Origin of the sequence: Sphaerospermopsis kisseleviana CS-549 (genome assembly GCF_028329225.1) — a bacterium.
Taxonomy (GTDB): domain Bacteria; phylum Cyanobacteriota; class Cyanobacteriia; order Cyanobacteriales; family Nostocaceae; genus Sphaerospermopsis; species Sphaerospermopsis kisseleviana.
Window position 1 is genome coordinate 1 of sequence record NZ_JAQMTI010000164.1, and the last position, 13,122, is coordinate 13,122.

A 13,122-nucleotide genomic window follows, 5' to 3' on the forward strand; every position below is an offset into this window, starting at 1 on the left:
TGGTGACTGGGGACTGGTGACTGGGGACTGGTGACTGGGTAATCAATTTTATTTTTTCCTATTACCTATTACCTATTACCTATTACCTATTACCTACTTGCTTACAGTTGTATTTTTCACGAGTTAAATAAAGATGGTAACAACAAAAACAACAACAGAAATCTTATCAGCACTGAAACAAATTCCCGATGGTTATCTTAACATCATGGGTTATGTTGATAAATCAGAAGTGAATGGTCCTGGTTGTCGCGCTGTGGTTTGGGTGCAAGGTTGTCCGCGTGAGTGTGAAGGTTGTTTTAATCCCGCATCTTGGGAATTTGAAATAAATCAATTAGTTGCGATTGATAAACTAGCGGAAGATATTATTAAAAACCCCCATAATACAGGTGTAACTTTTTCTGGTGGAGAACCATTTTGGCAAGCTTCCGCATTAGCTAGTTTAGCACATAAAGTTAAAGCCGCTGGTTTAAATGTGATGGCTTTTACTGGTTTTACTTTAAAAGAATTACAATCTGAATCTGCACCTCCTGGTTCTCAGGAATTATTAGCAGAATTAGATATTTTAATAGATGGTCCTTTTGTCCAGTCTTTAGCTATTAATTCTCCTTTGTCTCCGGTTTCTTCCAGAAATCAAAAAGTTCATGTTTTTAACCCAGAATTTAAAGATCAAATTAGTTGGGCGAGTGATCAAATAGAAGTTCATATTCTCAAAGATGGCGATCGCATTGTGACCGGTTATCAAGGTTGGTTAGAATTAACCTAATCGTAAGCATTCAGCTATCAGTAATCAGCTATTTTTCAGTCAGAGAGATACTGAGTTAATGAGATCAATTTCCAGCCTATTATTGATAGTTTTCTTCTTTATTGCTGACTGCTGATAGCTGACGGCTGAATGCTTAACGTTTTTAGGACATCTATGAATATAATAATGAAACTCCCACTACCTAATTCATTGCCAAACTGCCTCAAAGCAAGTTACAATAAAATTACTACATCTGACTTTATCAGAAGTTTTTAAGAAAATCCTAGAACTAATTAAAGATATCCAAAGAGAACCATTTTCTGGTATAGGTAAACCAGAACCTCTAAAATATGAATTACAAGGTTATTGGTCACGACGAATTACAGATGAACATAGGTTAGTTTACAAAGTTGAAGAAGATGTATTGATTATTCTGTCCTGTAAATATCATTATGACTGATGAAAACTAATAACTGATAAATGAAATTAACACCAAGTTTGTACAACCCGACCTTTAATTTCTTTGCCAAACCAAGGTGTATTATCAGCAAGTGAACAAAGATTTTGTCTATTTACTGTCCAGATTTTTTCAGGATCAAATAATGTCAATTCTGCTTTTTCACCGGGTTTAATCGCTTTCATTTCTTGTTGTAAACAAGCTGCGGCTTTATTACTCAAAACTCGCCATAATTCTAAAGCTGTAAATTCTCCAGTTTCTACCAGATTTTGCCACAATAATGGTAATGCTAATTCTAAACCAATTGCCCCCGCTGGGGACTCTGCAAAAGCTTGTACTTTCTCTTCATAGGTGAACGCTGCATGATCAATAGCGATCGCATCTATTACACCTCCACGCACACCAGCACGCAAAGCTTTAACATCAGTAGCATTACCTAAAGGTGGTTCTAAATGCAAGCTAGTATGATAACTCTTAATATCTGCGGTGTTTAATAATAGGTGCATCCAAGTGGTACTAGCTGTCACTGGTAAACCTTGCAGCTTTGCTGTAGCAATTAATTCCACACTCCGGGAAGTAGAAACCCGCATAATATGTACAGGTGTCCTAATTTCCGCGACTAATTCCAATAAAGCAGCGATCGCACTTGTTTCCGCACTAGGAGGAACAGGGGGTAAACCGATACGTAACGCCTCCGCACCTTCTCGGATTGTACCATTTAAAGACAAAGAGCGATCGCAGGGAGAAAACGCCACAACTTTACCAAAAGGTTGCAGATATTCTAAAACCCGTCTGACTATACCCAAATTTTCCCAAGGTTTCCCATCCGTAAAACCCACAACCCCAGTAGTAACTAAATCCGCAAACTCAGTTAACTGTTTACCAGCTAAATCTAAAGTCATTCCCCCCCAAACCTGAAGATGGGGTGAACCTTTCTCTACTCTTTTTTGCTGTAACTGTGCCACTAAAGCGGGATTATCAATAGCTGGATTTGTGTCCGGTAATACTGTTACCCTCGTAAAACCACCAGCAGATGCAGCTTGCAACAAAGAAACCAAAGTTTCTCTTTCTTCAAACCCTGGTTCGCTGGAATGACTATATAAATCAACTAAACCAGTACCTACAACTAAACCCCGACAATCTTTAATAACAGTATCGGCGCTAATATCGGAAATTTGGGGAGCGATCGCTTTAATTTCACCCTCAACAATTAATACATCGGCTATTTGGTCAGTTTCCGAAACCGGATCAATTACCCTTACTTGTTGTAGAAGTTCATTTATCATGTCTGTTTTAATACTTAAAATATCTGTTCTAATTGGTAGTTGGTGATTAGGGAAGAATATAATGTGGGGTGGGCATCTTGCCCGCCCCAGATATGCTAATCAGCGCAATTATAATGCTCCTGCGGCTGTCTTATCTAACACACCACCACTTAAATGACCAGTAATATTCATTGCCTGTAGCACAGGTGAACCACTCGCACCATTAGGGTAATCAATGACACTCACAGCCCCATTACCTTGACGGAAATTCCAGAAATTTTCCAGTGATAATCCTAGAATATGACAAAGCAAAGTTTTATTAGTCGCATCGTGGGCAACCACTAAGCCCGTTTGTAACTGATTTTTCTCAGCAGTTGCTAATATTGACTGCCAAGCCGCTACACTGCGTTCATGTACCTGTTGTAAATTTTCCCCTTCTGGCATTTGCACTTCAGCCGGAACAGTGCGCCAACGTTCCAACTCTCCGGGAAATTGCTGTTCTATTTCTGATTCAAATTTACCTTCCCAGGTTCCGTGACTAATTTCTCTTAAACCGTCCAATAACTGCAACTGAATATCCTCATGGTGTTTAAGAATAATTTCGGCGGTTTCTTTGGGACGTGCCATAGTGCTACTAAAAGCAAAATCAAATGTCACATCTTTGAGAAACTCCCCAGCTTTTCCCGCTTGGGATCTGCCATTATCATTCAAAGGTACATCAATTTGCCCTTGAAACTTACCTTGACGATTCCATTCGGTTTCGCCGTGACGTACTAATAATAACCTAAATCCTTGATGATTGGGGCGTAAACTCGGTAAAGTATCTCCCAGGTGTTGCGTTTGATTCATTGATTCTAACTGCACAGGTTCACCCAAACCACCAGCAAAATTTAACACACTAATGTTACAGTTAGACTGTTGTAGTCCATGATAACCACTAGGAGGAATACCCAAAGCTGTACTAATTAAAGCTCGGTTAATACCATTATGTCCAACTATAAGAATAGTTTCCCCTTGATGACGGGGTAAAATTTCTTGCCAAAACTGCTGTGCTTGTGCGTATAAAGCTAAAACTGGAAAATGTTCTCTTGTCCCATCTGCGTCATTAATCATCATCCGCAATTCATGGGGACGTTTTTTCCATATACTATAATCATCAGGGAATTTCTCTTTGACATCAACAGATAACATTCCCGCCCATAACGGTAAGTCTACTTCTACTAAATTTTCGGAAACTTGTATTTCCCCAAACTTTTCCACTAACTCACTGCAAATAATTTCTGCTGTTGTTTTAGCGCGGTTCAGGGGACTGGTGTAAATAGCCTTAAATGCTATATTACTCAGAGCTTTACCCGTTTTCCTAGCATCGTCTTGACCTTTTTCCGTTAAATTTGACGCATCAGTACGTCCTTGGATACGTCTTTCAATATTATAGGTACTTTGACCATGACGCACAATGATGACACGAGTCATTAAAAAAAACCTCTTCTCTCCAAAGGATTAATTTTACTGCAAAATGTTGCCAAATTATCTTTTGGGAGTCAGAAATTAGGTGACAGGTGACAGGTGACAGGTGACAGTTGATAGTTTTTACCAATTACCAATTACCAATTACCAATTATTCCTATTGTTTATCACTTAAATCTAACTGTAGTTGCAAACCATCATTTTCATTCAAATTTTGATTTGCTGGTTGCAGAAAAATAAGAGTAGCAGGAATTGTGATTGATTCACTCAAGGGCAATTCTTCAGAAGTATTATTTTCCGTACCTTGATTATTTTGTTGATTAAAAAATCTGCTAAAATCATTTTCTGCACGACGATCATTAACATCAACTAAAGAATCACTTTTTAAAGTAAAATTTCCTTGATTAACTTGCTCAGTTGATTGTGCATAAACGGCACTATTCACACCAAAAACAGCCGCTACAATTGTTAAAATGACAGAAATTTTAGTTTTCATGATTTTGAGTTTTTTCATAAAAATATTCTAACTGGGGATAATTATAAATCATGCCCCAGATAGATTTGTAATGCTAATTACATATAATTTAAAATTAAGGAAAATTTTATATTTTGGACATTGAATTAATTATTCATCTTTATCTGTGTTTATCTGCATTCAATGATTCTTGATGTATTATATATGTTATATTGTAAAAAAGAAACATTGATTGGTTTGAGAAGATATGTTATTAAAATATGATACTCGGCAATGTTTACCTTCTGCTGAAGACTTACCAGATTCAGACGATACACCAGTGGATAACGAATTACAAGACTTAATACCAGGGTTACTAAAAACCATACTCGCCTTAATTTGGTCAGAAAGAATGGATTGGTTTTTTGGCGTAGATATGGGAATATATTATGATCCAGATAAACCAGCAATAGTACCAGATGGATTTCTAAGTATTGGTGTACCGAGAATTATTGACTCAGATTTACGTTTATCCTATGTGTTATGGGAAGAACAAAAACTACCAATCATGGTGTTAGAAGTAGTATCTCAAACTAGAAGGGGAGAATATACCCAGAAGAAACAAGAATATGCAGAATTAGGAATTTTATATTATGTGATTTATAACCCATTAAGAAAAAGGAAACAAAGGTTAGAGGTTTATAAATTAGAAAATGGCAAATATCAATTATTGCCAGGTGAAGCAGTATGGTTATCAGAATTGAATTTAGGAATAGGTAGAGAAGAAGGAAAATATCAAGGAATTACCAGAGAATGGTTATATTGGTATGATGAACAACGAAAGAGATATTTAACAGCAGAAGAACTACTGCAACAGGAAAGGGAACGGGCAGAATTTGAAAGACAAAGGGCTGAATTTGAAAGGAAAAAAGCTGAATTTGAAAGATTGCGATCGCAACGTTTAGAAGAAATATTACGTTCTCATGGTATAGATCCTAATATTTAGTAAATACTTAGTAAGTAATAGATTTTTCCCAGGTGCTTGAATGAATGAAACTACCGCTAATTATGACGAAACATGGAAAGAAGCAATATCAGAATACTTTGAATCTTTTGTATCTTTCTTTTACCCCCATCTTCATCAACAAATTAATTGGCAAAAAACCCCCATTTCCCTCGATAAAGAATTAGAGCAAATTACAGCATCTTCCCAAACAGAAAAACGCTATGCTGATAAATTGTATAAGGTTTGGTTACTAGATAACCAAGAAGTTTGGATTTTGATTCATATTGAAGTTCAAAGCCAATATGATAAAGAATTTTCCCAGCGAATGTTTATCTATAACTATCGCGCCTTTGATTTATATCATAAACCCGTCATCAGTTTAGCTATACTAGGAGATGAGAGTAAAACTTGGCGACCCAATTCTTATGAATACGGCATGGGAGAAAGCCAAGTTAAAATGACTTTCAGTAACGTGAAACTCTTAGATTATCAGTGGGAGGAATTAGAAGCTAGTGATAATGTTTTTGCTACAGTAGTCATGGCGCATTTAAAAACCAAAGCTACTACTAGCAATTTAACCCAAAGAGAACAATGGAAATGGAATTTAGTCAGAAGTTTGTATGAAAGGGGCTTAACTAAATTTGATATCATTAATTTAGGTAAGTTCCTTGATAAAATGATGACTTTACCAACACAACTAGAACTGGAATTTAAAAATAAACTTAATCAATACGAAAAGGAGCGCAATATGCCTTTTTTAAGCACAATAGAAGAAATGGCACTAGAAAGAGGTCAACAAATTGGTCAACAAATTGGGCAACAAATTGGGCAACAAATTGGTCAGCAAATAGGAGCAAAAGAAACACGCAAACAAGATATTATCAAAATTCTGCAAAATCGTTTTGATATTTTACCAGATGATCTCGTCAAATCTATCAATCAAATTGATGATATGTCTGTATTAGAAACCTTACTTTTACCCAGCATTAGCATCAATTCTTTAGAGGAATTTCAACAGTTAATTAATGAGAATTTGAGCAGTAATAATTAAGAGTCATCAGATCCCCAATTTCCTTTTATTATCCTGTCAATAAATTGTGACTTGAACGCAGAAGTCGGGGATCTGGGTGTTATTACTAATTACCAATTACCAATTACCAATTACCAATTACCCATCACCCATCACCCATCACCCATTACCGCTAAAACTGCTTTGGGTAATAATTTTTCTTTAAACCAAACAATTCTAGCAGGGACATTATCTAATTTTACACCTGCTTTTTCTAAATTCAATCTTTCCGAAATAGCTAATATTAAATTATCACAATTAGCACGGCGTACTTGAGAAAATTTCTTTTGTAAATATTCTGGTCGCCAATAACCGACAATTTCTAATAAAAAAGTTCTACCATCAGGATGTACCAGCCGAAAATCGGGAATCATCACACTTCCAGGAATAGGAATTAAATCAACTTCCCGTTCTAAAATCCAACCACTTTTTAAATTATCCCATTTATCAGCAAAAGATTGTTCTAACATACTATCATAAGGCTTACCTTGAGGATAGTGAGAGACTAAACCACATTCAGAATTGAGTGTAAACCTGCCAGTTTTCCATTCATTAGTATAAAAATCTCGTGTTTGTAAAGTTGCGGATAAACTCCATTTTGTCACATGAAGTAAAGCAGGAATTAATTTAGCGATCGCCAAACCATAACGGGTACTAGGACTAAACAAACTTGTCGGACCATCAATACTAATAGTAAAACCATGATCCGCATCACCTTCAATATAAGCCATTAATTGAAACAACTTCAAATAACGGAACAATAACTTATATTCTCCTGGTACATTGCGATGAGCATTTAACACCAAATGAGTAGCTTTATAAAACACACCTTGTACCTGAGACAAATTATAACGATGTAATAAATCTTCAGGTTTAGGAGCATCAAAAGAGGTTAAAATTTTATTTTCCGATAAATCAGCATAAAGACCTTCATGAACATGAACAGGTAAAACTTCCCGTTGTAATTCCCGACTTAAATCATCAGAAATTTTAGTTAAAATTACCTCTGTATTTTCCCGACTAGAAACAGATTTTGCAGCCAGAGAAAACACCCGTTCTCTTAACATAGCAGGTTCAAGAGGACTAACAACCTCAAAAGTGCAGAAACTACTTTTCAGAATATAAGCCAAACCGCGCTTCATTCGATAATCAGTAGTATCACCTTCAAAATCAGCCAATTGACGTTCAAGAACCCCTTGAGACTTCCTCACAGCATCCTGAAAAAACTGAATTAAATCACTAGCTAAACCCAAATGTTTATCATCAAGTTTCAGTCTCTTCGGGATAATTTCCTCCCCATTTTGACGATGAATCAATAACTCCGTTGTCAACATTTTTCTTATTAAGAGAATAATTAATTTCCAACTGTTCAGCCGCCCGCAAATCCCTTTGATTTTCTCTTTCCTTACCACCCCCATAAACAACCCTTAAATTACCCCTTCTATCCTTCTTCTTATCCTCTTTCTTCTCCTCCTGACTTTGCGTACTTTGCGTACTTTGCGGTTCATTCCCTCTTAAACCTCGTCTTCTAGCCGAAGTACCCTCCTCACTCGTATCCTCCGCCACAACTTCATATAAAATCGCCTGTTTATTTTCCATATTTCCCTTACGTAAAACCCGACCCAAACGCTGGATATATTCCCTTGCAGAACCAGTCCCAGAAAGAATAATTGCTATAGAAGCAGAAGGAACATCAACACCCTCATTTAAAACATGAGAAGCCACCAAAGTATTATAAATACCCTCCTTAAACTTAGTTAAAATTTCATGCCGTTCTTTCACAGGAGTTTGATGAGTAATAGCAGGAATTAACAACTCACCAGAAATACGGTAAACCGTAGCATTATCAGCCGTAAAAATCAACACTCTAGAGGGGTAATGTTCAGCTAATAAATCAGCAAGAATTCTTAACTTCCCATCAGTCCCCAGAGCGATTTCTTTAGCTTGACGATGTGCTAACATTGCTCTGCGTCCATTTTGCGATCGCGCACTCATTTGGACAAAAGTTTGCCAACCTTGCAAACTGCCCAAAGAAATGCGAGATTGCTTTAAAAAATCATTCCGAGTTTGAATTAACTGATTATATTTTTCTCTTTCAAGTTGAGATAATTTGACTTTTATCTGTATAACTTGATGTTCTGCTAAAGCCTTACCTGCCAAATCTTCAGCACGCTGCCGATAAACTTCTCTACCGATGAGAATATTTAAATCAGCGTGTTTGCCATCGGTGCGTTCTGGTGTAGCAGAAAGTCCTAAACGATAAGGTGCGATCGCATATTCCGCAATCACTCGATTAAAATCTGTGGGTAAATGATGACATTCATCAAAAATAATCAGCGCATATTTATTACCCAAACTTTCCGCATGAATAGCCGCACTATCATAAGTTGCCACTAAAATAGGTGTTCTATCCCGTGAACCACCACCCAACAAACCTAACTCCATATCAGGAAAAGCCGCTTTTAGGTGTGCATACCACTGGTGCATTAAATCCAAAGTTGGAACAACAATTAAAGTAGTGCGGGGTGTTGCTTCCATGGCCATTTGTGCCAAATAAGTCTTACCCGCTGCCGTGGGTAGCACCACCACACCCTGTCTACCTGCCAACTTCCAAGCCGCTAAAGCCTCATTTTGGTGGGGATAGGGAGTCATTTCTAAACTAGCGACTAACTCCAAAGCAGAAAATTCCTTAGCCTCATCAATAAAAAAAGTATCTTCTGCTTGCAGAGCTTCGACTAAACAACGGTATCTAATCGCGGGAATGCGGAATTTTTCAATTCTATCATCCCAGGTAGCAAAATCTATCCAAGCTTTGCAGCGTGGAGGAGGATGTAAAATTAACGTACCACGATCAAAAGTTAAAGTGGGGTTGCGACCCATGTTAGGTTTTCTCCCAACTCATTCATCTTTAATTACTCATAACCCAAAAAGTGCATGATTCCCAAAAGAAATTTTGGTATAAACCAACTAGAGGCGCTGTTAACTTCCGAAATATCGGACAGGTCTAATAGGGGTTGCTGAAAAAGTTATCTGTGAAGGACCAGTGACAGGTGACAGGTGCTACGCCACGGTGACAGTTTCAAGAGTTGGATAGGAACAATTTTTTCTTTAAGTAGGGCTTGCTGAATAAATTTAAATTTAATTAAGCATCCTTTATATTTGTATGTAGAAAATAGCATTTATTTATTAACGAAATATTCTGCTTATTTGATGAATTAGCCGAACTGCATGGAGTCAAAAAAATCAAAACTATTGGTGATGCTTACATGACAGTTGCTGGATTACCTAATCATCGCAGTGATCATACTATGTCCATAGCAAATATGGCTTTAGATATGCAACAGGCTGTAGCTAAGTTTAACGAAGAACAAAATCAATCATTTCGTATCCGTCTAGGAGCAAAATTTAATAACGGGACTTACGCAAAAGGGAACGAAAGTAGGGGTAATTCATGAATTACCCCTACGCAAGAATAAGGTTTTCAGTCACATCTTACGTAAGTCCTAAATCAATAATTTCTGTTGCTATCAGCACCGCTAACAATATAATTTAAATCAGAGAAAGTATACTATACTAGAAAAGGTTTGTTTGCATTGATTTTTACTACTTTAGGTAGATTCCTATTCCAGAAATGTAAGCTTTGTATTGTCCTGTTGCATAATAGGTCTGGAGCTATATTCCTGTCGCTCACAAATTTCATGACTGCAAGTAGCTTGCAGCACCAGAGGAGATGCTAAATTGAAAGGAAAAATTTCTCTTCTATCAAACTATTCTGTGTCCATTTTATGTGTTGGTATCGCCTTGGTATTAACATTCCTGTTAGAGCCATTTTTAGATCGCTCTATCTTTCTGATATTTTTTGCGGCTATAGCAGTGAGTAACTGGTATGGTGGCATTAAGCCTGGATTATTAGCTACTGTTTTGTCTGTCATAACTGTGAGCTACTTTTTTATCGATCCCCGATTTTCATTTTCTGTTGAGAGTCCAGACAGTATCATTAAGTTAAGATTGTTTACGCTAGTGACAATGTTGATCAGTTGGCTAAACTCAGAATTACGTACTTCTAAACAGAAATTAGAAATAAGTTTTAAACACCTAGCAGCGAGTGAAGCGAGATTTCGCAGGTTAAAAGATGCCAACATCATTGGAGTGATTATAACCGATATGCAAGGCGGTATTTTAGAAGCGAATGATGCCTTTTTAAACATGGTAGGTTATACACGAGAAGAACTACTAGCAGGAAGAATAAACTGCCGAAAAATGACACCTCCAGAATATCTGGAAAAAAGCGATCGCTCAATAGTGGAACTGAGAGACCAAGGAGTTTGTCAACCTTTTGAAAAACAATATATCCGCAAAGATGGTAGTCTGGTTAATGTTTTACTTGGTTTAGCTTTATTAGAAGATAATTCAGATCAAGTAATTGGTTTTGTTGTTGATGTGAGCGAGCGCAAAAAAGCAGAAGATTCCCTGAGAAAACAGGAAGAACAACTGCGCTTGATTACCGATTCTTTACCAGTACAGATTTCCTATGTAGATGCTCAACAGCGTTATCGTTTTAATAATAAAAGATATGAAGAATGGTTTGGTATACCTATTGCTGAAATTTATGGAAAACACATAAAAGAAATCTTAGGAGAGTCAGTTTATAAAAAAATTGTTCCTTATGTAAAAACAGTATTATCTGGAAATCAAGTCACTTATGAAACGAAACTCTTGCATCAAAATGGTACAATTCATGATACCAGCGTTACTTATATTCCCCAATTCAATCAGCAAGGAAAAGTAGAAGGATTTGTTGCCCTCATTAGAGATATTACAGAACAAAAGCAAGCTGAAAAGGCTCTCAAACAAAGCGAAGAAAAATTCCGCAAATTAACAGAAAAAGTGCGCGTCATTCCTTGGGAAGCAGATCCTAAAACTGGAAATTTTACATACATTGGTCTGCAAACAGAAGAAATACTCGGTTATTCATTAACTGATTGTTACAGTGATAATTTTTGGGAAGAACATATCCATCCTGAAGACAAAGAGTGGGCAGTTAAGTATTGCCTGATGAGTTCACAAACCGAGGAAAATTACGAATTTGAATATAGAATGTTAGCCGCAGATGGCAGAGTGGTTTGGTTATATGACATTGTGAATGTGGTGCGGAGTAAAGATGGACCAAAACAGATACATGGGTTTATGATTGATATTACAGAACGTAAGCAAGCAGAACAAGAACGAGAACAAATACTAGCGCGAGAAAAAGCAGCAATAACTGAAGCAGAAGCAGCTAACCGCATCAAAGATGAATTTTTAGCCACACTATCCCACGAACTCCGCACCCCCCTCAATGCCATGTTAGGATGGACACAGTTGCTCAGAAGCCGTAAATTTGATGAAGCTACCACTGCTAGAGCATTGGAAACAATTGATCGCAATAGTCGGTCTTTAGCTCAGTTAATTGAAGATGTATTAGATGTTTCTCGGATTATTCGTGGTAAACTGCGTCTAAATATGTCCCCAGTGGAAATCGTACCAGTAATAGAAGCAGCAATAGACACAGTGCGTCCTGCTGCGGATGCTAAACATATTTGCATTGAGTCGGAATTTGATCCAGCCGTGGGAGTAGTGATAGGTGATGCTAACCGCTTGCAACAAATAGTTTGGAATTTGCTTTCCAATGCTGTAAAATTTACACCCAAGGGGGGAAAAGTGGAGGTAAAAATACAGCGCATTAAGTCCCGTGTGCAGATTCAAGTCAGTGATAATGGTGCGGGAATTGCTACCGAATTTCTACCTCATGTATTTGAGCGTTTTTGTCAAGCTGATAGTTCAACTACGCGATCGCATGGTGGATTAGGATTAGGATTAGCTATAGTCCGGCATTTAGTAGAACTGCACGGAGGTACAGTTTTCGCTACCAGTCCAGGACTAGAACAAGGTGCAACTTTCATTGTCAATTTACCAATGAAAGCCGTGATTAATGAAGATGATACACCCAAATCACAACCATTTCTCACAAATAGCGAATCTGTGAATTACCAATTATCAATCTTGGAAAATGTGCGAGTTTTGGTAGTGGATGATGAAGCAGATACAAGGAATTTACTAACTACAATTTTAGGACAATATGGCGCTCAAGTGACTGCTGTTGCCTCTACTCAAGAAGCAACGACAGCTTTATCACAATTCCATCCAGATATATTAATTAGTGACATTGGAATGCCAGAAGAAGATGGCTATACATTAATTCGTAAAGTCAGAAGTCTTCCTAGTAATGAAGGAGGGAAAATTCCCGCAGTGGCATTAACAGCTTATGCTAGATCAGAAGACCGGACCCAAGCTTTATTAGCAGGTTTTCAATTACATATTCCTAAACCAGTGAATCCTGGAGAATTAGCAGCGGTGGTTGCTAATTTAGCGGGAAGAACAGGATAATTGATAATTGATAATTGGTAATTGATAATTGATAATGGGTAATTGGTTAAGTAAGTAGGGTTTGCTGAAAAAGTCTCTTCGTTAAGGCAGGGAATAGGGAATAGGGAATAGGGAATAGGCAAGAGTTTGGGTGATCTGTTAGTAACCAATTCTTTGAAATTTCACCCGGAAAATGCACGCTTTTAGGAGTATACCCCTGAAAAATCCTGCACTGATTTCCTGATTTTCCACCTGAA

At 37.3% G+C, this 13,122-nt stretch carries 10 protein-coding genes and 1 pseudogene; 6 read left to right on the forward strand and 5 right to left on the reverse strand.

Annotated features, from left to right (window positions below):
- The first annotated feature begins 133 nt into the window (after nucleotides 1-133).
- Nucleotides 134-763 carry a 4Fe-4S single cluster domain-containing protein gene (locus tag PN497_RS13675; RefSeq protein WP_096571820.1) on the forward strand — a complete coding sequence of 210 codons (630 nt, stop codon included), beginning with the start codon at nucleotides 134-136 and terminating at the stop codon, nucleotides 761-763.
- Nucleotides 764-1,007: 244 nt separating this feature from the next.
- A pseudogene (locus tag PN497_RS13680) lies at nucleotides 1,008-1,202 on the forward strand (Txe/YoeB family addiction module toxin); the annotation flags it as partial.
- Between the two features lie 26 nt (nucleotides 1,203-1,228).
- On the opposite strand, the gene PN497_RS13685 reads toward PN497_RS13680, so the two are convergent.
- The 3 genes from PN497_RS13685 to PN497_RS13695 form a co-directional block, all read right to left on the reverse strand.
- A complete protein-coding gene (locus PN497_RS13685; RefSeq protein WP_272110402.1) occupies nucleotides 1,229-2,485 on the reverse strand; it encodes a dihydroorotase in 1,257 nt (418 codons plus the stop codon).
- Between the two features lie 108 nt (nucleotides 2,486-2,593).
- A complete protein-coding gene (locus tag PN497_RS13690) occupies nucleotides 2,594-3,937 on the reverse strand; it encodes a histidine phosphatase family protein (RefSeq protein WP_096571819.1) in 1,344 nt (447 codons plus the stop codon).
- A gap of 151 nt (nucleotides 3,938-4,088) precedes the next feature.
- The gene (locus PN497_RS13695) at nucleotides 4,089-4,427 is read right to left on the reverse strand and encodes a hypothetical protein (RefSeq protein ID WP_272110405.1); all 339 of its coding nucleotides are present in this window, start codon (nucleotides 4,425-4,427) and stop codon (nucleotides 4,089-4,091) included.
- 226 nt (nucleotides 4,428-4,653) lie between these two features.
- Between PN497_RS13695 and PN497_RS13700 the strand changes: the two genes are divergently transcribed.
- Together PN497_RS13700 and PN497_RS13705 are read left to right on the forward strand one after the other, a co-directional pair.
- Nucleotides 4,654-5,391, forward strand: a complete 738-nt coding sequence (locus PN497_RS13700; protein WP_096571817.1) for a Uma2 family endonuclease — start codon at nucleotides 4,654-4,656, stop codon at nucleotides 5,389-5,391.
- Nucleotides 5,392-5,431: 40 nt separating this feature from the next.
- A complete protein-coding gene (locus PN497_RS13705; protein ID WP_096571816.1) occupies nucleotides 5,432-6,442 on the forward strand; it encodes an RpnC/YadD family protein in 1,011 nt (336 codons plus the stop codon).
- Between the two features lie 131 nt (nucleotides 6,443-6,573).
- Here PN497_RS13705 and PN497_RS13710 read toward each other — a convergent pair whose 3' ends face one another.
- Together PN497_RS13710 and PN497_RS13715 are read right to left on the reverse strand one after the other, a co-directional pair.
- Nucleotides 6,574-7,794, reverse strand: coding sequence for a DUF790 family protein (locus PN497_RS13710; protein WP_096571815.1), 1,221 nt, complete (start codon nucleotides 7,792-7,794; stop codon nucleotides 6,574-6,576).
- Entirely contained in the window at nucleotides 7,724-9,340 is a 1,617-nt protein-coding gene (locus PN497_RS13715; protein ID WP_096571814.1) for a DEAD/DEAH box helicase family protein, read from the reverse strand. The genes PN497_RS13710 and PN497_RS13715 overlap by 71 nt, the downstream gene beginning before the upstream one ends.
- Before the next feature lie 314 nt (nucleotides 9,341-9,654).
- Here PN497_RS13715 and PN497_RS13720 point away from each other — a divergent pair, with 314 nt between their 5' ends.
- Complete coding sequence (locus tag PN497_RS13720) at nucleotides 9,655-9,915, forward strand: adenylate/guanylate cyclase domain-containing protein (RefSeq protein WP_272110411.1); 261 nt, start codon at nucleotides 9,655-9,657, stop codon at nucleotides 9,913-9,915.
- A gap of 319 nt (nucleotides 9,916-10,234) precedes the next feature.
- Nucleotides 10,235-12,886 carry a hybrid sensor histidine kinase/response regulator gene (locus PN497_RS13725; RefSeq protein WP_272110408.1) on the forward strand — a complete coding sequence of 884 codons (2,652 nt, stop codon included), beginning with the start codon at nucleotides 10,235-10,237 and terminating at the stop codon, nucleotides 12,884-12,886.
- Nucleotides 12,887-13,122 lie beyond the last annotated feature (236 nt).